15 protein-coding genes and 1 pseudogene are annotated in these 24,055 nt (G+C 67.1%); 4 read left to right on the plus strand and 12 right to left on the minus strand.

The genetic code is table 11. The features are described from left to right. Window positions 1-299 precede the first annotated feature (299 nt). Window positions 300-1,094, plus strand: a complete 795-nt coding sequence (locus tag F3J14_RS11485) for an ABC transporter substrate-binding protein (RefSeq protein WP_166723080.1) — start codon at window positions 300-302, stop codon at window positions 1,092-1,094. A 115-nt stretch (window positions 1,095-1,209) separates the two neighbouring features. Here the strand turns inward: F3J14_RS11485 and F3J14_RS11490 are convergent, their stop codons facing one another. After that, entirely contained in the window at window positions 1,210-2,727 is a 1,518-nt protein-coding gene (locus F3J14_RS11490; RefSeq protein ID WP_166723081.1) for an HDOD domain-containing protein, read from the minus strand. Between the two features lie 27 nt (window positions 2,728-2,754). Further along, window positions 2,755-4,494, minus strand: coding sequence for a cyclic di-GMP phosphodiesterase CdpA (gene cdpA, locus F3J14_RS11495; RefSeq protein ID WP_211080347.1), 1,740 nt, complete (start codon window positions 4,492-4,494; stop codon window positions 2,755-2,757). 280 nt (window positions 4,495-4,774) lie between these two features. Here cdpA and F3J14_RS11500 point away from each other — a divergent pair, with 280 nt between their 5' ends. Continuing rightward, entirely contained in the window at window positions 4,775-5,326 is a 552-nt protein-coding gene (locus tag F3J14_RS11500; protein ID WP_166723083.1) for a peroxiredoxin, read from the plus strand. A 117-nt stretch (window positions 5,327-5,443) separates the two neighbouring features. Here the strand turns inward: F3J14_RS11500 and F3J14_RS11505 are convergent, their stop codons facing one another. Further along, the gene (locus tag F3J14_RS11505; protein ID WP_166723084.1) at window positions 5,444-6,073 is read right to left on the minus strand and encodes an SDR family oxidoreductase; all 630 of its coding nucleotides are present in this window, start codon (window positions 6,071-6,073) and stop codon (window positions 5,444-5,446) included. Window positions 6,074-6,335: 262 nt separating this feature from the next. On the opposite strand from F3J14_RS11505, the gene F3J14_RS11510 reads away from it, so the two are divergent. Continuing rightward, window positions 6,336-7,865, plus strand: a complete 1,530-nt coding sequence (locus F3J14_RS11510) for an NYN domain-containing protein (RefSeq protein WP_166723085.1) — start codon at window positions 6,336-6,338, stop codon at window positions 7,863-7,865. Window positions 7,866-7,949: 84 nt separating this feature from the next. Here the strand turns inward: F3J14_RS11510 and F3J14_RS11515 are convergent, their stop codons facing one another. From F3J14_RS11515 to F3J14_RS11535, 5 genes are all read right to left on the minus strand, one after another. Continuing rightward, a complete protein-coding gene (locus F3J14_RS11515) occupies window positions 7,950-8,333 on the minus strand; it encodes a VOC family protein (protein WP_166723086.1) in 384 nt (127 codons plus the stop codon). Window positions 8,334-8,564: 231 nt separating this feature from the next. Continuing rightward, on the minus strand, window positions 8,565-11,873 hold the full coding sequence (locus tag F3J14_RS11520; protein ID WP_166723087.1) for an efflux RND transporter permease subunit: 3,309 nt from the start codon (window positions 11,871-11,873) through the stop codon (window positions 8,565-8,567). Window positions 11,874-11,876: 3 nt separating this feature from the next. Next, window positions 11,877-14,996 (minus strand): MdtB/MuxB family multidrug efflux RND transporter permease subunit, encoded by a 3,120-nt coding sequence (locus tag F3J14_RS11525; RefSeq protein WP_166723088.1) that lies wholly within the window; start codon window positions 14,994-14,996, stop codon window positions 11,877-11,879. Between the two features lie 15 nt (window positions 14,997-15,011). After that, window positions 15,012-16,379, minus strand: coding sequence for an MdtA/MuxA family multidrug efflux RND transporter periplasmic adaptor subunit (locus F3J14_RS11530; RefSeq protein ID WP_166723089.1), 1,368 nt, complete (start codon window positions 16,377-16,379; stop codon window positions 15,012-15,014). 245 nt (window positions 16,380-16,624) lie between these two features. Beyond that, window positions 16,625-17,449 (minus strand): IclR family transcriptional regulator, encoded by an 825-nt coding sequence (locus F3J14_RS11535; RefSeq protein ID WP_166723090.1) that lies wholly within the window; start codon window positions 17,447-17,449, stop codon window positions 16,625-16,627. A gap of 461 nt (window positions 17,450-17,910) precedes the next feature. On the opposite strand from F3J14_RS11535, the pseudogene F3J14_RS11540 reads away from it, so the two are divergent. After that, a pseudogene (locus F3J14_RS11540) lies at window positions 17,911-17,976 on the plus strand (short-chain dehydrogenase); the annotation flags it as partial. Between the two features lie 55 nt (window positions 17,977-18,031). Here F3J14_RS11540 and F3J14_RS11545 read toward each other — a convergent pair. The 4 genes from F3J14_RS11545 to F3J14_RS11560 form a co-directional block, all read right to left on the minus strand. Further along, entirely contained in the window at window positions 18,032-19,174 is a 1,143-nt protein-coding gene (locus F3J14_RS11545) for an FAD binding domain-containing protein (RefSeq protein ID WP_166723091.1), read from the minus strand. Between the two features lie 79 nt (window positions 19,175-19,253). Continuing rightward, the gene (locus F3J14_RS11550) at window positions 19,254-20,129 is read right to left on the minus strand and encodes an alpha/beta hydrolase (RefSeq protein ID WP_166723092.1); all 876 of its coding nucleotides are present in this window, start codon (window positions 20,127-20,129) and stop codon (window positions 19,254-19,256) included. A 338-nt stretch (window positions 20,130-20,467) separates the two neighbouring features. Beyond that, a complete protein-coding gene (locus F3J14_RS11555; protein WP_166723093.1) occupies window positions 20,468-22,426 on the minus strand; it encodes an alkaline phosphatase PhoX in 1,959 nt (652 codons plus the stop codon). Between the two features lie 192 nt (window positions 22,427-22,618). Next, on the minus strand, window positions 22,619-23,812 hold the full coding sequence (locus F3J14_RS11560) for an ammonium transporter (protein WP_166723094.1): 1,194 nt from the start codon (window positions 23,810-23,812) through the stop codon (window positions 22,619-22,621). Window positions 23,813-24,055 lie beyond the last annotated feature (243 nt).

Here is a 24,055-nt window from a genome sequence, read left to right on the forward strand (position 1 = left end):
GCATTTTGGGGTTGACGTACGTCCGCCTGCCGCGCAGAGGCCCCGGCATCGGGCCTTGCGTATTTGCGACATCGTCTTGCAAGTTCGATGGACCGCCTGGCTGACGCCGGCGCACGCAGCGCAGCATCGCGTGCCGGCGGTCGCTTTGCCGTATCGGGCCGTGCGGATTGGTACAATCGCGGCCTTGCGGCTGTTGCGCCGCATCAAGGCGCGGCATCGGGATTGTCGGTGTCATCCGACCCTGCAATGATGCAAGCGCCCGTAGTTCCGGAACATTCGAGTATCGAGGAGAACACCTGATGAAGTTGGATTGGCGTAAAGTGGCCGCGCACGCGGTAGTGGCGGCAACGGCTGTGGCGGCAGGCAGCGCGATGGCTGCGGATCTGAAGGAGATCCGGTTCGGCGTGGAGGCCTCGTACGCGCCGTTCGAATACAAGACGCCCGACGGCAAGCTGACCGGCTTCGACATCGACATCGGCAACGCGGTGTGCGCGAAGCTGAAGGCGAAGTGCGTGTGGGTCGAGAACGACTTCGACGGCCTGATCCCCGCGCTGCAGGCGCGCAAGTTCGATGCGATCAACTCGGACATGACGATCACCGACCAGCGCAAGCACGCGATCGCGTTCACCGATCCGATCTACACGATCCCGAACCAGCTGATCGCGAAGCAGGGCAGCGGCCTCCAGCCGACCCCGCAAGCGCTGAAGGGCAAGCGGGTCGGCGTGCTGCAGGGCACGATCCAGGAAGCGTACGCGAAGAAGAAGTGGGCGCCGGCAGGTGTCGAAGTCGTGCCGTACCAGACGCAGGACCTGGCCTACGCCGACCTGAAGTCGGGCCGTCTCGACGCGACGTTCCAGGATTCGGAAGCGGGCTCGAAGGGCTTCCTGTCGAAGCCGCAAGGCCAGGGCTTCGGCTTCGCCGGCGGCACGGTCACCGATGCCGAGATCCTCGGCTCGGGCGTCGGCTTCGGCCTGCGCAAGAACGACGCGGCGCTGAAGACCGCGCTCGATCAGGCGCTGAAGGGGCTGAAGGCCGACGGCACGATCGACAACCTCGCGAAGAAGTACTTCAGCGTGCCGGTCACGCTCAAGTAAGCGTTTCGAACCGTCGCACGATGCAGCCGGCCGCTTTCGCGGCCGGTTTGCTTTTCGGGCGCCGCTTCTCGCACACGTGCCGGTGGGGCGGCACGCCGGTGGCGCGCCGCGTGCATCACGCGGGGAAGAACCGCCCCAGTTCGCGCGCGAGCTCGTTGAGCACGCTCATCTCCTGCTGCGTGATCTTGCGCGCGGGCTGCGCACCGGCCCAGTCGCCGTACAGCAGGCCGACGGTCGTCGTGCCGACGCGCACCGGCAGCAGCACGAACGCGCGCGTGTCGGGGAGCGCATCGAGGTACCACGCGGGCAGGCGCTTCACCATCTTCGGCTCCTGCGCCTGCTCGATGAAGATGCCGACCGAGTTCGTGATCGCGAGATGGAACACGTCCGGCTCGAAGCGCTCGTCGAAGCACAGCCGGTCGAGCGCCGCGTCGACGTCCGGCCCGAAGCCGAGGCGCGCGGCGAACGTGCCGTCGTCACGGCGCACGAACATCACGGTGCGCGTGAACGCGAGCCCTGCGAGCAGGCTTTCCGACGCGAGCGCGAGCACCGGCGTCAGCACGTGCTCGGACGGCAGCGCGCGCAGGTCCGCGAGGCCGGCCTCGAGGCATGCCTCGGGTTCGGGCTGCGCCCGCGCGATCGCGTCGGCGTTCGCACGCAGCTCGACGATCTCGCGCATCACGGTGTCGCTCGCTTCCTCGCGTGCGAGCCGGTCGGCGATCTCCACCAGCGCGTCGGAATCGATCTCCAGCTCCTGCCCGTAGCGCTGCGCGAGCACCGCGATATGCGCGTCGCGCTGCGGGCCCGCGGGCATCGCGAGCGCGCCGGCGACGTCGGTCGAGCAGCGGCTCACCGAACGCAGCCAGCGCACGCGGTCGGAGCCTTCGTCGGCACAGGCCTCGGGCCGCCGGCGGTCGTCGCGATCGTCGTCTTCGTCGCCTTCGTCGCGGCGGGCGGCGTGCGCGGCGCGACCGTCACCGTCGGCCATCCCGGCGCGGATCACGTCGGGCAAGCGCCAGCTCGCGGCGGCCTCCAGACCGATTTCGTCGAAGCCGACGCCCAGCACGTCGACGCACGCGGCCGCGTCATCGCCGTTCAGTTCGGCGGCGCGCCGGCGGATCCGGTCCCATTCGCTGTCGAGATAGCAGACCACGAGCAGCTTGCCGACCTGGCGCATCAGCGTGCAGACGACGGCTTCCTCGCCGCCGCGCAGTTCCGCATGCTCGGTCAGCTTGCGGGCGACGCAGCCGGACAGCAGCGCGCGGTTCAGCTCGAGCTTCGCGTCGATGCGGCGCGGCGTGCTGTGGTGGAAATGATCGACGAGCTTGAGCCCGACGACGAGATGGCCGACCGTGTCCATGCCGAGCACCATCAGTGCTCGCGTGACGGTCGTGATGTTGCCGCCGAACGCCATGTACATCGCGGAATTGGCGAGCCGCAGGACTTTCTGCGTGAGCGCGAAATCCGACAGTACGACGCGTACGAGCGCGGTGAAGTCGAGGTCGTCGTTCTTCATCGCGGCCATCGTCGCGCGCAGCGATTCCGACAGCAGCGGGAAGTCGCCCCGTTCGTTCATCCGGGCCCACAGCTTGTCGAGCAGCGCCGTGCGGGGCAGGTGTGCGGTGATTGACATACGGATCTGTCCGGTTCGCTGCGCGCGTCAGGCGGCGTGCAGGCGCAGCTGCTGCGCCTCGAAGCGCCGCGCGAGCTCCTCGGACGGCAGCGCCTGGCACACGAGCCAGCCCTGGATGTGGTTGCAGCCCATTTCGGTCAGCAGTTCGCGCTGGGCCTCGGTCTCGACGCCTTCCGCGACGAGCTCGAGATCGAGCGTCTGCGCGAGGCCGACCACCGCCGACACGATCGCGCGATCGTTGCGCGACGTCAGCAGGTTCTCGACGAAGCTGCGGTCGATCTTCAGCTTCGCGAGCGGGAAGCGCTGCAGGTACGCGAGGCTCGAATAGCCGGTCCCGAAATCGTCGATCGCGAAGCGGATGCCGAGCTCGGTCAGCTCCTCGAGCAGCCCTTTCGCCTGCGCCGGGTCGTGCATCAGCAGGCTTTCGGTGATTTCGAGCACGATGCGGCGCGGGTCGATGCCCGTCAGCGCGATCGCCTCGCGCACGCTCTGCGTGAAGCGCGGGTCGCGGAACTGCTGCGGCGACACGTTGACCGCCACATACTGCAGCGCGAGCCCCTGGCGGTCCCACGCGACGAGCTGCATGCACGCGGCCTTGAGCACCCAGTTGCCGAGATAGTTGATCAAGCCGATCGACTCGGCGAGCGGAATGAAGGTGGCCGGCGGCACGAGGCCGTGCACCGGATGTCGCCAGCGGATCAGCGCCTCGACGCCGTCCACCGCGCCCGACTGGCTGCGCGTGATCGGCTGGAAGTGGAGCGAGAACTCGCCGTTGCGCACGCCGTCGTACAGGTCGGCCTCGAGCTTGAGCCGCTCCGCGTCGGCCGGGTCGTCGACCGGCTCATGAAACGCGAGCGCATTGCCGCCCGACGCCTTCGCCTGCGCGAGCGCATGGTCGGCGCGGCGCAGCAGCGGGCTGTGGTGCTGCGCGCGATGCGGCGCAGCACGTTCGTCCGGATACAACGCGATACCGATGCTCGCGGACAAGTGCACGGTCTGCCCCTGGAACACGTAAGGTTCGCGCACCGCGGCCTGCAGCCGGCGCGCGAGCGCGTCCGCGGCGTCGCTCGCGCGCGTGCGGTCCGCTGCGGTGAACACGACCGCGAACTTGTCGCTCGCGACGCGCGCGAGCTGCTCATTGGGCGCGACGAGCGCCTGCAACCGCTGCGCGGTGTCGCGCAGCAGCGTGTCGCCGGCGTCGTAGCCGAGTGCGCGGTTGATGCGCTGGTAGTCGTCGAGGTCGAGCAGCAGCAGCGCCGCGCACGTGCCGCTCTCGTCGGCCGCCTGCTGCGCGCGCATCAGCGCGGGCACGAGCGCGGACAGGTTGTCGAGCCCCGTCATCGGATCGTGGTGCATCTCGTACGTCAGGCGGGCCTCGAGCGCACGCCAGGCCGATACGTCGAACGCCGCGATCGCGAAGCCGTCGACGCCGTGGTGACGGCTCTTGAACGCGCGGATCTCGACGTCGAGCGGGTAGGTGAGCGACTTGACGATGCAGATCGTCGCCTTCTCGACCTGGCCGGAACGCGCGGCACGTGCGAGCAGGCCTTCGAGCGTCGCGGTATCCTGTTCCGCGATCAGGTCCCGCAGCGTCAGCGTGTGCAGGTAGTCGCGGTGATAACCGATGAAGCGCAGGCTCGCGTCGGATACGTACAGAAAGCGTAGCTCGCGGTCGACATGGGCGAGGAAATCCACCGTGCCGACCGTCTGTTCCAGCCAGTTGCGCACGGTGTCGTCGCGGCGCGGCGCGCCGGCGCGCGCAGGCATCAGCGCGCCGCCCGACCAGGCGAAGCGGCGCAGCGTATGCAAGGCATTGCGCCAGGAGCCCTTGCGTGGCGTCTGTTTCCTGTTGGCTTCCATGTTTCTCGCTGACGTGAAGGGCTGGAACCGGTTGTCCGGAAGGAATAACGGCAGGCTGCGCGGAATCTTTAACCGGCCGGCCGGCAGCGGCTGACGCTGCCGCCTGACCGGGTCGTGCATGCGGCGTTCGACGGTCGACCGCCGCATGGCTATATCGAGGCTGACTTTATAAGAAATGAGGACGCAGATGAAGCGAAAACTATTGGTGGGCGCCGCGGCGGCGCTGCTGCTGGCCGGCCATGCGCTGGTCGCGCAGGCGCAACTGAAGCCGGGCGCCACGGCGCCGGACTTCATGACGCAGGCGTCGCTGGGCGGCAAGACTTACACGTACTCGCTCGCCGATGCGCTGAAGCACGGGCCGGTCGTGCTGTACTTCTACCCGGCCGCGTTCACGAAGGGTTGCACCATCGAGGCGCATGCGTTCGCGGATGCGGTCGATCGTTACAAAGCTTACGGCGCAACGGTGATCGGCGTGTCCGCCGACAACATCGACACGCTGACCAAATTCTCGGTGAGCGAGTGCCGCAGCAAGTTCCCGGTCGCGGCCGATCCGGACGCGAAGATCATCCGCGAATATGACGCGAAGCTGCCGGCGCTCGATCGCGCGAACCGCGTGTCCTACGTGATTTCGCCGGAAGGGAAGGTGCTGTACGAGTACACGAGCCTGTCACCCGACAAGCACGTCGAGAACACGCTCGGCGCAGTGAAGGCGTGGGCCGACGCGCATCCGAAGCAGTAAGCCGCAGGCAGTGAGCCCGCGGCAAAGCGGCCAGCCGCGCGGGCCGCAAGCACGATGAAACGCGCCGCCGCGTGGCGGCGCGGGTGTGCCGGACGTACCGGACGTACCGGACGTACGCTAAGCGCGCAATGCCTGTTCGATCGGCACGCCGCCGCCGACGAAGCCGATGACCTTGCGCGAAATGCCCAGCTTGATCGCCTCGATCGCGGCCCATGCGACATCCTGGCGCGACACCGGCGGCGCCGCGTTGAGCGGCTCCTCGGTCAGTGCGATCTTGCCGACGCCCGGGCCGTCCGCGAGCGGGCCGGGGCGCAGGATCACGTAGTCGATGCCCGACGCGATCACGCGCTCGTCGCCTTCGCGCTTCATCTGCGAGTAATGGCGCAGCGCGTCGCCGCTGCGCTCCGGCCAGTACGCAGTCAGCGAACTGATCACGACCAGCTTCTGCACGTTGTAAGCGAGCGCATACTCGGCCGCGCGCGCGACCGCGTCGCGGTCGATCTGCTCCTCTTCGGCGGCGCCTTCCGATTCGGCCGAGCCGGCCGCGTAGATCACATGCGTGATGCCCTGGAAGGCGTGCGAGAAATCGCCCGTCAGATCGGCCTCGACGACCTTCGCGCCCGGCAGCGCATAGCCGTGCCGGCGCACCAGCGCAGTCACCTCGAATTCCGACTGTTTGAGCAGCAGATCCGCGCAGGCCTGACCCGTGCGGCCGGTCGCGCCAATCAGCAGTACCTTCGTCGTCATGAAACCGCTCCTTGCACGATGCGTCATCCTCCCAGATAGGGACGGACGACCGATACTCAAGTGTATGTCGATTTGGGCCGGCGGCGTGCAGGGAATGAGGGGCGCATCGCTCGAGGCCTGCCGGCGCGGCCTGCGGAAGCCCCCGTAGACATGCCGTCGTGCGCATCGATTGCGGAATCGACCCGCTGACCGGCTATCATGTGCGCGATGCATTTTTCGCCGCGACGCAATGCAACGCGGCGACCAACCGGTTGGAGTACACATGGCATTACCCCTGGACAACATCAGCATGGCCGTGTTCTGCGACTTCGAGAACGTCGCGCTCGGCGTGCGCGACGCGAAGTACGAGAAATTCGACATCAAGCCCGTGCTGGAGCGGTTGCTGCTGAAGGGCAGCATCGTCGTGAAGAAGGCGTATTGCGACTGGGAGCGCTACAAGGGCTTCAAGGCGTCGATGCACGAGGCGAGCTTCGAGCTGATCGAGATTCCACACGTGCGCCAGTCGGGCAAGAACTCGGCCGACATCCGGCTCGTCGTGGACGCGCTCGACCTCTGCTACACGAAGTCGCACGTCGATACGTTCGTGATCATCAGCGGCGACTCGGATTTTTCGCCGCTCGTGTCGAAGCTGCGCGAGAACGCGAAGAAGGTGATCGGGGTCGGCGTGAAGAAGTCGACGTCGGACCTGCTGGTCGCGAACTGCGACGAATTCATTTTCTACGACGACCTGGTGCGCGAGCAGCAGCGCGCGCAGGCGAAGCGCGAACAGCAGCATGCGGGTAACGGCGGCGCGAAGCGGCCGGACGAACCGTCGCGCAAGCCGGAGCTGGAAGCGCGCCGCAGCGAGGCGATCGCGCTCGCGGTCGAGACGTTCGATGCGCTGGCATCGGAGCGCGACGACGTCGGCAAGATCTGGGCGTCGGTGCTCAAGAGCGCGATCAAGCGCCGCAAGCCGGACTTCAACGAGTCGTATTACGGCTTCCGTGCGTTCGGCAACCTGCTCGACGAAGCGCAGGCGCGCGGCCTGCTCGAAGTGGGGCGCGACGACAAGTCGGGCGCGTTCGTGTCGCGGCCGCGCCAGTCGTCCGCGTCGGAGCAGGCCGCGGCACGTGATACGGGCGGCGCGCACCATGGTCACGGTACGCACCACGGTCACGGCGCGCGCCACGCGGAAGCGGCACCGGCCGAGCGCCAGCCGCGGCGTCGCGGGCAGCGGGCGCAAGCAGCCGTGCAGGAAAGCGTGCAGGCCGACGCGCAAGAGGCGGCCGTCGTCGATGTCATGGACGAAGCGGCGATCGTGCCGGCAGCGACGGCCGAAGCGACTGCAGTGACTGAAGCGACTGAAGCGACTGAAGTGGCCGAGGCGCACGGCGACGCGAAGGACGGCCGCAAGCGCGCGCGCAAGAGCGCGGCGAAGAAGACCGGCGCCAAGAAGGGCGGCGATGCAAAGGGCGGCGAGGCGAAGGGCGCCGGGCGTCAAGCGGCGGCGAAGCCGGACGAGGCCACGCACGGCGGTGCGAAGCACGGTGGCGACAAGCACGCGCAAGGCAAGCCTGCCGAAGCGACACATCGCGACGCGGAGCATCGCGAGGAACGGCACGTCGCGGCGCCGACGGCCGGCGAGTACGGCGCTTTGGCGGCTGCCGCGCAGCCGGCGCACGAAGCGGCACCGGCTGCCGAATCGACCGGTGAAGCGGCTGGCGAAGCCGCCGCCGCAAAGCCGAAAAAGCCGGCCCGCAAGACGGCGCCCCGCGCGCGTCGTCCGCGCAAGACGGCCGCCGCTGCCGAGTAACGCTGGCCGCGCGCGGCGGCGTCCGACCGAGGGCGCCGCCTGTCTCACCCCGTCGGCCGGTGCAACGCCGGCCGACGCGTCCCGTTATCCGTTCAGCACGTACGGCTGCGTCATCACTTCGAGGAAGTGACCGTCCGGATCGTCGAAATACACGCCGCGCCCGCCGTAATGGCGGTAGATCTCACCGGGCTGCCGCTTCGCCGGATCGGCCCAGTGCGGCAGTCCGCGCTCGCGAATGCGCGCGTACACGCGATCGAAGCCGGCCTCGTCGGTCAGGAATGCGTAGTGCTGGGACGCGATCTCTCCCTCCTTTTCATAAAAATCGAGCGACACGCCGTTTTCGAGCGGGACGACCAGCATCGGGCCGAACGGCGTCGGTGCCGGCAACTCCAGAAGCTCGGTGAGGAAGTGGCTCGACGCGTGCTTGTCGCGACACCAGACGATCGTATGGTTCAGCTGGACGTTCATGGCAGGTCCCCGGGAACGGGCGCGAGGGTGGGTATGGACACACGATAGCCGATCGCCGCCGGCGTGCAAGCCGGACCCGGGCAAACGCGGCCACCTCGTCGGCGGCAGCCGCGGCGGCCGGGCGTGAATCGTCGGCTGAAACCGGCGACGGTGCGCATCGCCGGCCGGCATGTGGCGCGGGGCGGTGCCGCCCGCCCCGTCGCTCCGCGTCCCGCCGCGTACCGTTACACGTTACTCCCCGGCCACCGCCGGTCCGCCCGAATTGCCGCTGCGGTTGCGGCGCTTCTCGAACCGCACACGCAGCCGGTCCATGTACAGATAGACGACCGGCGTCGTATAGAGCGTCAGCACCTGCGACATGATCAGGCCGCCGGCGATCGCGATCCCGAGCGGCGCGCGCAGTTCGGCGCCGTCGCCATGGCCGAACGCGAGCGGCAGCGCGCCGAGGAGCGCCGCCATCGTCGTCATCATGATCGGCCGGAAGCGCAGCAGGCACGCCTCGTGGATCGCATCGTACGACGACTTGTTGCCGTTGCGCGTCTGGTCGATCGCGAAGTCGACCATCATGATCGCGTTCTTCTTCACGATGCCGATCAGCAGGATCACGCCGATCAGCGCGATGATGCTGAACTCGGTCTTGAACAGCAGCAGCGCGAGCAGTGCGCCGACGCCGGCCGACGGCAGCGTCGACAGGATCGTGATCGGGTGGATGTAGCTCTCGTACAGGATCCCGAGCACGATGTAGACGGCCAGCAGCGCCGCGAGGATCAGGATCGGCTGATTGTTCAGCGATTGCTGGAACGCCTGCGCGGTGCCCTGGAAGCTGCCGACGATCGTCGGCGGCACGCCGATCTGCGCCATCGTCTGGTAGATCACCTGGGTCGCCTGCGACAGCGACACGCCCGGCGGCAGGTTGAACGAGATCGTCGTCGCGACGAAGAGGCCCTGGTGGTTGACCGACAGCGGCGTCGTGCTCGGGCCGAAGGTCGCGATCGCGGACAGCGGGATCATCGTCGACTTCGACGTCGACACCGCCGCGCCCGACGACGCGCTCGACTTGCCGCTCGACGCGATCGAGTTCAACGCCTGGTTGCGCGCGGAATCGGACGCGATCGCCGCGGCGCTGGTGGCGGCCGTGCCGGCGCTCGACGTGCCGGCCGAGGTCGCGACGAAGGTGCCGGCCGCCGCGTTGGTCGACTGCGAGCCGTTCGCGCTGCCGCCCGACTTGCTGATCCACACTTCGTTCAGCATTTGCGGGCTCTGCCAGTATTTCGGCGCGACTTCCATCACGACGTGGTACTGGTTCAGCGGGTTGTAGATCGTCGAGACCTGGCGCTGGCCGAACGCGTCGTACAGCGTGTTGTCGATCTGCGCGGGCTTGATGCCGAGCCGCGCGGCGGTCGCGCGGTCGATCGTCACCATCGCCTCCAGGCCGCCTTGCTGCTGGTCCGAGTTGACGTCGGTCAGCTCGGAGCGCTTCTGCAGCGCCTCGGTCAGCAGCGGCCCCCACTTGTACAGGTCGGCGCTCGAATCGCCAAGCAGCGTGAACTGGTATTGCGCGTTGCTCTGCCGGCCGCCGATGCGGATGTCCTGAGCCGCCTGCAGGAACGTGCTCGCACCGGCGACATCCGCCAGCGGCTTGCGCAGTTGCTGGATCACCTGGTCGGCCGACAGCTTGCGCTCGGTGCGGTCCTTCAGCGTGACGAACATGAAGCCCGAATTGGTCTGCGTACCGCCGGTAAAGCCCGCGGCGCTCTGCACGTTCGGGTTGCTCTGCACGATCCGCATCATCTCGGTGAACTTCTGCTTCATCGCCTGGAACGACGTGGACTGGTCGGCCCGAATGCCGCCGATCATCAGCCCGGTGTCCTGCTGCGGAAAGAAGCCTTTCGGCACGATGATGTACAGATAGACGTTCAGCCCGATCGTCGCGAACAGGATCAGCAGGACCAGCAGCGGGCGGCGCAGCGCCCACGACAGCGAGCGCTCGTAGCCGCGCTGCATCCGCGCGAAGAAGCGCTCCAGGAAGCGGCCGAGGCGGCCTTCCTCGGGTGCGTCGTGCGGCTCGCGCAGCAGCCGCGCGCACATCATCGGCGTGACCGTCAGCGATACCGCGAGCGATACCGCGATCGCGAGCGACAGCGTCAGCGCGAATTCGCGGAACAGGCGCCCGACGATGCCGCCCATCAGCAGGATCGGCAGGAACACCGCGACGAGCGAGATGCTCATCGACAGCACCGTGAAGCCGACCTCGCGCGCGCCGTCGAACGCGGCCTGCAGCCGCGGCTTGCCGTTCTCGATGTGACGCGTGATGTTCTCGAGCACGACGATCGCATCGTCGACGACGAAGCCGGTCGCGACGATCAGCGCCATCAGCGACAGATTGTCGATCGAGAAGCCGAGCAGGTACATCGCGCCGAACGTGCCGATGATCGAGATCGGCACCGCGACGCTCGGAATCAGCGTCGCGCGCCAGTTGCGCAGGAACAGGAACACGACCATCACGACCAGGCTGATCGCGATCAGCAGCGTGTGCTCGGTGTCCTTCAGCGACGCCCGGATCGTCGTCGAGCGGTCGAGCACCGGCGTCACCGTGATGTCGGCCGGCAGCGACGCGGTGAGCTGCGGCAGCGCGGTGCGCACGCGGTCGATCGTCTCGATGATGTTCGCGCCGGGCGAGCGGTAGAGGATCACGAGCACCGCGCGCTTGCCGTTCGACAGGCCGAGGTTGCGCAGGTCCTCGACCGAGTCGACGACCTCGGACAGGTCGGACAGCCGCACGGCCGCGCCGTTGCGGTACGCGACGACCAGGTCGCTGTACTGCGACGCATGCGAGGCCTGGTCGTTCGTATAGAGCTGGTAGTGCTTCGGGCCGAATTCGATCGCGCCCTTCGGGCTGTTCGCGTTCGCGGACGCGAGCGCGGCCCGCACGTCCTCGAGGCCGATCCCGTAATTGAACAGCGCATGCGGTTCGAGCTCGACGCGCACGGCCGGGTTCGCGGAACCGCTCACCGACACCTGGCCGATCCCGTCGATCTGCGACAGCGACTGCTGCAGCACCGTCGACGCGGCGTCGTACAGCTTCGCGGGCGACGACGTTTCCGACGTGAGCGACACGATCATGATCGGCGAGTCGGCCGGGTTGACCTTGCGGTACGTCGGGTTGCTCTTCAGCGAGGCGGGCAGGTCGGCGCGCGCCGCGTTGATCGCGGCCTGCACGTCGCGCGCGGCGCCGTCGATGTCGCGGTTCAGCCCGAACTGCAGGATGATCCGTGCGTTGCCGACCGTGCTGGTCGACGTCATTTCGCTGACGTCGGCGATCGAGCCGAGGTGCCGCTCGAGCGGGCTCGTCACGCTGGTCGCGACGGTCTCGGGGCTCGCGCCGGGCAGCGACGCCTGCACCGAGATGGTCGGGAAGTCGACCTGCGGCAGCGGCGACACCGGCAGCTTGATGAACGCGAACAGGCCGGCGAGCGCGACGCCGAGCGCGAGCAGCGTCGTCGCGACGGGGCGGGTGATGAAGGGGCGCGACAGGTTCATCGCTTACGCATCCGTGTGCGTGCCGGCGCCGGCGCCGGGGCCGTGCCGCTCGAACCAGCCGCGCACGCGGCGCGCGAGGCTGTCGAAGCCGAGATAGATCACCGGCGTCGTGAACAGCGTCAGCACCTGCGACACGATCAGGCCGCCGGCGATCGCGATCCCGAGCGGCTGGCGCAGCTCGGAGCCCGCGCCCGCGCCGACGATCAGCGGCACCGCGCCGAGCAACGCGGCGAGCGTCGTCATCAGGATCGGCCGGAAGCGCAGCAGGCACGCCTGGTAGATCGCCTCGCGCGGCGGCTTGCCTTCGACCCGTTCGGCCTCGAGCGCGAAGTCGATCATCATGATCGCGTTCTTCTTCACGATGCCGATCAGCAGCACGATCCCGATGATCCCGATGATGTCGAGGTCGTGCCCGGTGATCATCAGCGCGAGCAGCGCGCCGACGCCGGCCGACGGCAGCGTCGACAGGATCGTGATCGGGTGGATGTAGCTCTCGTACAGCACGCCGAGCACGATGTACATCGTGACGACCGCCGCGAGGATCAGGAACAGCTGGTTCGACAGCGACGCCTGGAACGCGAGCGCCGCGCCCTGGAAGCGCGTCTGGAACGAGCCGGGCAGGCCGATGTCCTTCTCCGCTGCGCCGATCGCCTTCACGGCCTCGCCGAGCGACGCGCCCGGGGCGAGGTTGAACGAGATCGTCGTCGACGGGAACTGCGACAGGTGCGCGACGAGCAGCGGCGACGGCCGTTCGTGGAACGACGCGATCGACGACAGCGGCACCTGGCCGCCGCCGGCGGACGGCAGGTAGATGTCGTTCAGCGATTCGGCGTAATGCTGCTCCTTCGGCTCCGACTCGAGAATCACGCGGTACTGGTTCGACTGCGTGAAGATCGTCGACACGATGCGCTGGCCGAACGCGTCGTACAGTGCGTTGTCGACGGTCGCCGGCGTGATGCCGAAGCGCGCGGCGCTGGCGCGGTCGATCTCGATGTACACCGACTGGCCGTTGCTCTGCAGGTCGGTCGCGACGTCGGCGAGCGACGGCTCCTTCTGCAGCCGCGTGACGAGCTTCGGCACCCAGGTCGCGAACTCGTCGGGGTTCGGGCTCGTCAGCATGAACTGATACTGCGTCGGGCTCACCGTCGAGTCGATCGTCAGATCCTGCACCGACTGCATGAACAGCGTGATGCCGGTCACGTTCGCGACGCGCTGCTGCAGGTCGCGGATGATCTGCGCGGCCGACTCGGAGCGCTTGTCGCGCGCCTTCAGGTTGATCAGCATCCGGCCGCTGTTCAGCGTGATGTTGCTGCCGTCGACGCCGATGAACGACGTGAGGCTCTCGACGTTCGGGTCCTTCAGGATTTCGGCCGCGAGCGCCTGCTGGCGTTCGGCCATCGCGCCGTACGAGATCGACTGCGGCGCCTGCGTGATCCCCTGGATCACGCCGGTATCCTGCGCGGGGAAGAAGCCCTTCGGTATGTACACGTAGAGCAGGGCGGTCAGCGCGAGCGTCAGCAGCGCGACGACGAGCGTCGAGCCCTGGCGGTTCAGCACCCATTCGAGCGCGACCCCGTAGCGCGCGATCACCCAGTCGATCGCACGGTGCACGCGCGCCTCGAAGCGGTGGCTTTCCGGCGGCGGCGAATGGCGCAGGAGCTTCGCGCACATCATCGGCACGAGCGTGAGCGACACGATCGCCGAGATCACGATCGTCACCGCGAGCGTGATCGCGAATTCGTGGAACAGGCGGCCGACCACGTCGCCCATGAACAGCAGCGGGATCAGCACCGCGATCAGCGACACCGTCAGCGAGATGATCGTGAAGCCGATCTGCCTCGACCCCTTCAGCGCGGCCTCGAGGCTCGTGTGGCCTTCCTCGACGTAGCGTGCGATGTTCTCGATCATCACGATCGCATCGTCGACGACGAAGCCGGTCGCGATGGTGAGCGCCATCAGCGACAGGTTGTTCAGTGAGAAGCCGGCCATGTACATCACCGCGAGCGTGCCGATCAGCGACAGCGGCACCGACAGGCTCGGGATGATCGTCGCGTAGACGTTCGCGAGGAACAGGTACATCACCAGCACGACCAGCGCGACCGCGAGCAGCAGCTCGAACTGCACGTCGCGCACGGCGGCGCGGATCATCGTCGTGCGGTCGGTGACGACCTGCACGTCGAGCGCCGCGGGCAGCGTCTCCTGCAGCTTCGGCAGTTGCGCCTTGATCGCATCGACGGTCGCGATCACGTTCGCGCCCGGCTGGCGCTGCACGTTCAGGATGATCGCGGGCTCCGCGTTCACCCACGCGCCGAGCTTGGTGTTCTCCGAGCCGGCGACCACCTTCGCGACGTCGGTGAGCATCACCGGGCGGCCGCTCTTGTACGCGACGACCGCGGAGTTGTACTGGTCGGCGCTGGTGAGCTGGTCGTTGGCGTTGATCGTGTACGCGCGCGTCGGGCCGTCGAAGTTGCCCTTCGGCGTGTTCACGTTCAGGTTCGAGATCGTCGTGCGCAGGTCGTCGAGGTTCATCCCGTACTGCGCGAGCGCGGTCGGGTTCGCCTGGATCCGCACGGCCGGCCGGTTGCCGCCCGACAGGCTGACGAGACCGACGCCGGCGATCTGCGAGATCTTCATCGCGAGGCGCGTATCGGTCAGGTCCTGCACCTGCGTGAGCGGCAAGGTCTTCGACGTGATGGCGAGCGTCAGCACCGGCGCGTCGGCCGGGTTGACCTTCGCGTAGATCGGCGGGGCCGGGAGGTCGGACGGCAGCAGGTTGCCGGCCGCGTTGATCGCGGCCTGGACTTCCTGCTCGGCGATGTCGAGCGGCAGGTCGAGCGAGAACTGCAGCGTGATCACCGACGCGCCGGCCGAGCTTTGCGACGACATCTGGTTCAGCGACGGCATCTGCCCGAATTGCCGCTCGAGCGGCGCGGTGACCGACGACGTCATCACCTCGGGGCTCGCGCCCGGATAGAAGGTCTGGACCTGGATCGTCGGGTAGTCGACTTCCGGCAGCGCGGCGAGCGGCAGGAAGCGCAGCGCGACGAGACCGGCCAGCATGATCGCCGCCATCAGGAGGGCGGTGCCGACCGGCCGGAGAATGAAGAGGCGGGATGGATTCATCGAGCGGCCCGCGCGTTACTGGGCCGCGGGGGCCGCGGCCTGCGACGCGCCGTGCTTGTGTCCGCCGCGGTGGCCGGCCGCACCCGATGCGCCAGACGCCGCGCCGGCGCCGTGCGCGCCCGACGCGCCTTTCGGCTTGTCGGCCGGGATCGTGATCTTCGCGCCTTCGCGCAGCCGGTCGGAGCCGTCGGTGACCACGCGCTCGCCGAGCGCGACGCCGCTGACGATGCTGGTGCGTTCGCCGTCGACCGGGCCGATCGTGACCTTGCGCACCGTCACCGTGTTGTCGGGTTTCACGACGTACACGAACTGGCCGATCGAGCCCGTCAGCACGGCGGCCGTCGGCACGATCGTCGCATTGCGCAGCACGTCGACGAGCAGGCGCGTGTTCACGAACTGATTCGGGAACAGCAGGCCTTCCTTGTTATCGAACTTCGCGCGCAGCTTGACCGTGCCGGTGCTCGTGTCGATCTGGTTGTCGAGCGTTTCGAGCGAACCCGTCTCGAGCGGCACCGTGTTGTTGCGGTTGTACGCGGTGACCGACAGTTTCTTGCCCGCGTTCACCTGCTTGAGGATCGGCGTCAGGTTGTCTTCCGACGTCGTGAAGATCACGCTCATCGGCTGCAGCTGCGTGATCACGACGATCCCGTTCGTGTCGCCCGCCGTCACGTAGTTGCCGGGGTCGACCTGGCGCAGGCCGACGCGGCCCGACACCGGCGCCGTGATGCGTGCGTACGTGAGGTTCAGCTTCGCGGAATCGATCGCCGCCTGGTCGGTCTTCACCGTTCCTTCGTATTGCTTGACGAGCGACGCCTGCGTGTCGACCGTCTGCGACGCGATCGAGTCCTGCGACAGCAGTGTCTGGTAGCGCTTCAGGTCGAGGCGGGCCGTCGCGAGCAAGGCTGCGTCGCGGGCGTGGGTGCCTTCGGCGTTTTCGAGCGCGACCTGGTACGGACGCGGGTCGATCTGCGCGAGCAGGTCGCCCTTCTTCACGATCTGGCCTTCCTGGAATGCGACGGACTGCAGATAGCCCGACAGCTGCGTCTTGACCGTCACGTTCGCGAGCGGCGTCACGGTGCCGAGCGCGGACAGCACGATCGGCATCTCGCCTTGCGTCGCGGTCGCGACCGACACGGGCTGCGGAATGTTCGCCATGGCGGCCGGGCCGCCGCGGCCGCGATGGCCGCCGCCGGCGCTCGCGCCGGAGGCCGCGCTGCCTGCTGCCTGCGTGCCGGCCGGCGTACGACTCCACGGGTGCCACCACAGCAGGCCGCCGATGACGACGACTGCGAGCGTCCCGATCACCAGCCTGCGGCGCGGGCGACGGGCGGCAGGGGAGGCGGGATCCTTCGAAGGGGGCGTGGGCTTTTGTTGGTTGTCCATCGTGTTCTGTCTGGAAGACGGTGCGGCGTGCCGGAAAACGGGCATGGAGCGGCGCGGGGGCATGCGATGCCGCGAGGGCCGGCTCGGTCCGGCCCTTGCGGTCCGCGCGGGAAAAGAGCGGTGCGCACCGCGAATGCGGCGCGACGATGGGCATGATCCTACGTCCCGTCCCCGTTACAGTCCAGCGCTCTATCTTTCAACGGGTTACGGTCGTTACATAACGCGACGGGACGGTGACGGTTCGATTACACGGCGCTGCGCCGGGCCGGCGCGCCGCCGATCTCGCGGGTGATTTTCGCGATGCATTCGTGCAGCGCGGGTACCACGTGTTCTTGCAGCCATTCGGGCGAACACTGGCTCGAGGCGCCGCCGCAGTTCACCGAGTAGCGCTGGCCCGACGGGCCGACGAAGCCGGCCGCGACCGCGTTCAGCCCTTCGCGCCATTCGCCGATCGCGATCGCGTGACCGGCGCGCATCGCGTCCTCGAGACCGGGGTTCAGGCGCGCCGACACGTGCGGCCAGTCGTCACCGGCCGTCGCGCGCAGCGCGTCGAGCAGCGTGCGCCGCTCGTCGTCCTCCAGCGCCGCGAGATACGCGCGGCCGACCGCGGTGCGCGCGATGTCCATCCGCGAGCCGATCTCGAGGCGCGTGACGAGCACGGCCGAGCGCGGCCGGATCACGTCGATCGCGACCATGTCGAGCCGGTCGCGCACCGCGAGGTGCACCGACAGCGACGTGCGCTCGGCCAGCTCGATCATGAACGGCCGCGAGCGCGCGCGGATGTCGAAGTTGCGCAGGAAGCCGTGGCTCAGCTCCAGCACCGACGCGGTCAGCACGAAGCGCTCGCTGTCGGGCAGCTGGAACAGGAAGCCGGCGCTGACGAGCGTCGCCGTGATGCGCGACACGGTCGGCTTCGGGATGCCCGTCAATTCGGTCAGCTCGCGGTTGCTGACGGGGGCGTCGGCGGCCGCGATGCGGCGCAGCACGGCGAGGCCGCGCGCGAGCGCGGTGATCTCGTCCGGCGACGATTCGCGGTCCCGGGGCGCGGGAGGTATTACAGATGTCGACACGAGGAATTCTCTCTATTTCCGAAACTCGATTTCAATTTTGTTGGTATCGTAAGATGATTGTCAAAAAATGCATGTTCCGTGGGTGAATCGTTCATCGTATGGCATTTTACGGGTTCACCCTTGGTTTATTAGGAAAGTACTCAAATGACCATTGCCGGAAAGTGCGGGAGCCGGTGCAAATACCGCTTGACTTGTCGGGCGGAAACGGAAAGAATGTCTCACGTTTTCGAAACATCGTTTCAGGAGTTTAACCGGCAACGGTGTTTCGCGCAGTCTCTCAGGTTCTAGCACGGCCCTCGGAATGGCTAGAACTTTTTTAGCGCCACGGTCTCCGTGGCGCTTTTTTTTGCCCGTCAAATCGGTGCACAACAAAGTTCGCAGCAGCTGGGAAGAGCGGTTTTCAGAAACACCAAAGTATGCCGCATTGCGCAAAGTTGTTGTTCGGCGCGCCATCTGGAGCGCAGGCCTCGGCGACGACAGGCGCGGCATTGCGGGCCGACGGTGGTGTGGTGGACACGATCGCATGAGCGTGCGCGCGGTGCTGGTGCGCAGCGCGCCGTGTGCAAGACATTGCCAAGGTGGTCACGTAGATCCCATGATGCGCGTACCCAGTGAAATACCGAGCGCCGATAGCGAAGCGTTGATCTTCTGCTGATCGCGTTCCCAACGCGACAGTGCGGCGTCGAACGACGTGCCTCGCGCGAAAGCCTGCGTCGCTTCGGCGAGTCCAACCGCATTGTCCGCCGCCTTTGCCACGCCGGCGGCGGTATGTGGGCGGACAAGGCAAGCTGCGTCGCCAAGCAGTACCGCGCGGCCGAACACCATTCGCTCGACGACAAGATCCTGAATTGCCTGTGCGAACGGCGCGTGCGTTGCGTCGACGAGCGCGGCGAGTGTCGGTGCGAGCAGGTTGCGGCCCGCGTCGACGAGTTCCGACCGATTGCCGTCGCGCATTGCACCGGGCGGCAGCGATCCGTCTCGCTGTGTGCCGTCCCGGGAAAGAAACAGTTCAGGTAGCTTGTCGTACGAGAGACGCCGGTACCACACCCAGTTCACGCGCCGTTTGCCGGGCTCGACGGTGCCGTCGCGGCCTGGTACCAGGTAGGTCAGGAATAGATGTGCGTCACCCTGCTGAAACGTAAAGCGGTTGCGCAGCACGCGAAGTACCTGATCGGGCAGGTCATGTTCGTCGACGAGCCCGCGCCACGCAACGTAACCCGCATAGGTGGGTTGCGTCTCGGGCAGCAGTTGCGCGCGCACGCCAGAGCGCCCGCCATCCGCGCCGACGAGCAGATCCGCGTGTTCTACCCGGCCGCTCGCGAAATGCGCGGTTACGCACGCGCCGTTGGAATCGAGTCGCTCGAATGTCTCGCCTGCATGGACGACGCCCGCTGGCAGTGCGCGCTTCAGCGCCGTATAGATCACATTCCACGCAGTCTGGGTTTGCGGCATGCGCGTTTGCTGCACGATCCGGTCACCTTTGTCGAGATAGATCCGGTCGGTCGAATCCACGCCGGTATCGCCCGGCATCGGTACCCCGCCGAATGCGAACGCGCGGACGATCGGGGGCTGCAGGACGATGCCTCCGCCGCGGCTGTCGAGCTCGCTTGGCGACTGTTCGAACACGCTGACGCGCCATCCTGCCGCGCGCAGCGCAGTTGCCGTGAAGAGTCCGCCTACCGACCCGCCGATCACGACTGCCCGCGGCCTCGATACGTCATTCATGAAGTGTTCCTGCTAGCGAGTGGATCGCGCGTACCGTGCGTCCAGTTTCCTGCTGCCGCGATGCCGGTGCGCTGCGGATTCAACCTTCCCAGCTCTTCAGGAAATCGAGCAGCAGCGCGTTGACGCGTTCCGGCTGTTCTTCCTGCGGAAGGTGGCCGCATTGCGCGATGGGCTCGGCCCGAAGATGTGTCGCCATGCTTTCCCAGACGGATTTCATGTCGAACATCTTGCCGACCGCGTAGAAATCCTCACCCCAGATCGCCATGGTCGGGCATGTGATCTTCACATCGGCGTCGGCGAGATCCTGTTTGACGTCTTCCGCGTTCGCGCGGTAGTCGGCGAGTGCGCCACGTACGGCGCCGGGACGACGATAGGCCCGGACATACGTGTCGAACGCTTCGCCGGAAATAGCGTGCGGGTTGTAGCACCAGTCGGAGAAGAAGTAGCTGAGCCACTCGGCTTCCTTGCCGGCGATCAGTGCTTCGGGCAGGTCCGCTACCTGATGAAACAGGAAGAACCAGTACGCGCGTGCCGTCTGGGCTGTCATGTTCTGCGCGACGATGCGGGTCGGCACGTTGTCCATCACGACAAGGCGCTCGAGGCGCTCGGGGAAGTCCTTCGCGAAGCGTGTCGCGACGCGTGCGCCGCGATCGTGCCCGACCAGCGCGATTCGGCCGATGCCAAGCGTGTCGAGCAATGCGACGAGATCGCGGGCCATGTTGCGTTTGTCGTAGCCGGCGGCCGGCTTGTCGGTTTCGCCGTAGCCGCGTAGGTCAGGCACGATTACGCGGTAGCGTTGTGCCAGGACGGGAATCTGGAAGCGCCATGCGAAGCTGGTTTCCGGGAAACCGTGCAGCAGGACCACGACAGGCCCGCTGCCCGCGTCGATGAAATGTTGTCGAATTCCGTTCGCAGTGACGGTGTGGTGAACGATCGAAGGCGTAGTGGTGGACATGTATCGGTTCCCATTTCGGTTCGGACGACGCGCCATTGGAGCGACGTGCGCGCGAGTGCCGTTCGAGCATAGGCGAAGCAACATGGACAGTCGTATGAATTGTTCTGAATCGTCTTCCGGGTAGATGCGTTCCGGCGGGCGCGGGCCGTTTCATGACGATTAAGTTGTTCCTCCGTTCGACCGGGCCCGCGCATGCGTGCCGCCGGCGTGCGCGCAAAAAAAAAGCGCGACGCCCGCAATGGGCATCGCGCATGAACGGGCGTGGAGCGCCGACGAATGAAACGTGATGAAGAGAGGGCGGTGCGGTCAGGGAGGCCCCGATCAGGGCCCCCGGCCGCTCAGGCCTTCGCGAGCTTGATGCTGGTCTGCTCGGCCGTCAGGTAGCCGACGCTGGCGCCGAAGCGGTCCTTGTAGTTCGCGCGCACGAGCGGGTCGAGCGTCGACTTGACCTTGTCGTGCAGCGGCGTCTCCCAGTCGCCCACGTGCTGGAAGTTGCTCATGATGTAGGTCCAGCCGTTGATCTCGTCGACCGCGTGCAGGCCCGTCGATTCGGCGCCGGCCGGGCACGACAGCACGCGCGAGAGCGACTTCGTGTCGACGTTGTACGCCCACAGGAAGTTGTTGACGTGCATGCCCGAGTCTTCGCCGATGAAGAGCGTGCGCAGCTTTTCGGAGAACTTCAGGTTGTCGGGGTTCGCGATCTTGTCCGGGTTCGCGAGGTTGCCGAGCGCGTCGGCCGCGGCGAGGTCCTCGCCGACGAGCGCGGCCGGCGCGCCCATGTCGACCGGTACCCATTCGCTGTCGATCGCGCCGCCCGACGTGTCGCGCTGGCCGGCCTTCAGGTTCAGCGCATAGACGGCGCCCGCGGCGATCTTCTTGTCCACCGCGACGTCGCGCGACACCGTGTTGCCCTTGACCATCGACGTCTCGATCCGCGACATCGCCGTATAGACGATCTTGTCCTTCGCGTTCACCGTCGTGCCTTCGAGCTTCGTGAACGCCATGCTGCCGCTGATCAGCGCCGCATAGCGGTGCGTCTCGAGGAACGCGGCCGCCTTTTCCATTCCGGGCTTCACGCGCATCCAGTTGAACTTGCCGCCGAAGTGGATCTTCGTGTAGCTCGCATCGTTCGGGTCGGTCGTCGTCAGGTCCATGATGTCCGACGCCTTCAGCGTGTTCGCGAGCGTCTCGATCTCGCTGCTCGTCGCGTGGCCGATCCTGATCCACGTCAGCGTCGCGCTGCCGGCGCCGGCGGACGACGTCTGCGTCCACTTCGCGACGTACAGCGTGCCGGCCGACAGGTCGGCCGCCTTGTCGGCGACGAACATGAACAGGCCGCCGTTGGTGGCGTCGTCACCCATCATCACGGTGCGCTGGTCCGGCATCACCTGGATCAGCTCGTGCGAGATGCGGCCGAGGCAGTAGTGCTTCTTCACCGTGCCGGTGCCGTCCGGGTTCACCGTGATCTCGGGCAGATGGCCGTAGTGATAGGGGTTCGCCTTGGTCTCGTCGCCGAACGTGTTCTTGCTGAATGCCTTGAACTGCGCGTCGGTCGCGGCCTTCGTCGCGTCCGGCTCGTATTCCTCGCTCGACAGGTGCGTGCCCCACGGCGACAGGCTCGCGCCGCAGGTGATCCACAGGCCGTGCGCGCTCGACGTGTCGACGTTGTGATACTTGACGACCTTCAGCGCGCCGCTGGACGGATCCTGATCGAGCGTGATCACCGCGATCGGCGACGGCAGCTGGCCGTACTGCGATGCGCTCGCCTGGTCGCGCGTCGTGTATTCGAACTGCACGACCGCGAACACCGTGTTGCCCTTCACGCCGGCGACGTTCGCGTTCTTCAGCGTCAGCAGCGAGCTGCCGTCCGGGCAGTCCGAATAGAACTGGCGCTCCTTGCCGGCCACCGAGCGGTCGATGATCGGCTGGTTGTTGATGTCGTAGTAGCCGCCCGCGAGCGTCGTGCCGCCCTTGCCGTCCGGCACCATGTCGCCCGTCACGAAGAACGGCCGGTACGCCAGCTTGAAGTTGCGCGACGAGCCGTCCGAGAACGACACCGACAGCGTCGAGCCGACCGTCGTCGTGGCCATCGCGGCCGCATTGTCGAGCGTGGGCGCGGCCATCGCCGAGAACGCCGCCGACGTGTACGCGGCGGCGGCCGGCGTCGCCGTCGGATTGTCGTCACCGCCGCAACCGGTCAGCAGGGCCGGCAGCGCGAGGCCGGAGAGGGGCAGCATGGGCGCGCCGGCGAGGATCTTCAGGGCCTGACGACGGGAAGCATTGGGCAACGCGGGCATGTGGAGTCCAGTTTCAGATGTTGGAAGAATGGCCGTCGCGAAGCAGGCTCGCAGCAAGCAAGGCGAAGGCAAGTTGAAAACTGGACCGAAGTGTAGGGATGCTAGATGAAAGTTTTTTGAATCGAAAACGTAATGATGCGTCGGGCGTCCGTCAGCTGTGCTGCCGGACGCCGGTTTCGTGCTTGATGGTGTTCAATCGCGCTCGGGCGTCGCCGAGATGCGGTGGATCGACAGGTCGGCGCCGTCGAATTCGGCTTCGCGATCGAGGCGCAGCCCGACCGTCGCCTTCAGCGCGCCATACACGAGCGCGCCGCCCGCGGTGGCGATCGCAATGCCGCCCAGCGTGCCGATGAGCTGCGACTTGAACGACACGCCGCCGAGGCCGCCGAACACGGGCTGCCCGAACACCCCGGCCGCGAGGCCGCCGAGCGCGCCGCACATCCCGTGCAGTGGCCACACGCCGAGCACGTCGTCGATGCGCCATTTGTTCTGCACGCAGGTGAACATCGCGACGAATACCGCGCCGGCCGCGGCGCCCGTGACGAGCGCACCGATCGGATGCATCACGTCGGAGCCCGCACAGACCGCGACGAGGCCCGCGAGCGGGCCGTTGTATGTGAAGCCCGGATCGTTGCGGCCGGCCATCCACGCGGCGAGCGTGCCGCCGACCATCGCCATCAGCGAGTTCACGGCGACGAGGCCGCTGATCTTGTCGAGCGTCTGCGCGCTCATCACGTTGAAGCCGAACCAGCCGACCGCGAGCACCCACGCGCCGAGCGCGAGGAACGGAATGTTCGACGGCGGATGCGCGGCGATCCGGCCGTCCTTCGCATAGCGGCCGTGGCGTGCGCCGAGCAGCAGCACGGCCGGCAGCGCGACCCAGCCGCCGAAGGCGTGCACGACGACCGAGCCCGCGAAATCGTGGAACGGCGCGCCGAACGCATGCGTGAGCCAGTCCTGCACGCCGAAGCGGTCGTTCCATGTAATCCCTTCGAAGAACGGATAGATGAAGCCGACGATGATCAGCGTCGCGACGAGCTGCGGATTGAATTTCGCGCGTTCCGCGATGCCGCCGGAAACGATCGCGGGGATGGCCGCCGCGAACGTCAGCAGGAAGAAGAAGCGCACGAGCGCGTAGCCGTTGTGCTGCGACAGCGTGCCGATGTCGTCGAAGAACTCGACGCCGTACGCGATCGTGTAGCCGATGAAGAAGTACGCGAGCGTCGATACCGAGAAGTCGACCAGGATCTTCACGAGCGCGTTGACCTGGTTCTTCTTGCGGACCGTGCCGAGCTCGAGGAATGCGAAGCCCGCGTGCATCGCGAGCACCATGACGGCGCCGATCAACAGGAACAGTGTATCGACGCCGGATTTCAGACCATCCATGCCGTGGCTTCCTTGCGCAAAAAATGGGCGAGGAATGCAAGTATCGAGCCAACTTGGTGAATCGCTGCGTGCAAATGGTGCGAAAGGCCGCGCGGAGCGGTATTCGGATGAAGCATGCACAGTCGCGGGGCGGGCCGGGGTGCGGCGGGCGGGGCGCGGCGCCTGCACGTGTGTGGTGCGAAGCGTGCGTATCTGGTGCGTGCGACGCGTGGCGCGGTGCGGCGTGGTGCGCCGCGGTGCACC

It is taken from the genome of Burkholderia sp. Tr-862, assembly GCF_011753085.1.
GTDB lineage: Bacteria > Pseudomonadota > Gammaproteobacteria > Burkholderiales > Burkholderiaceae > Burkholderia > Burkholderia ambifaria.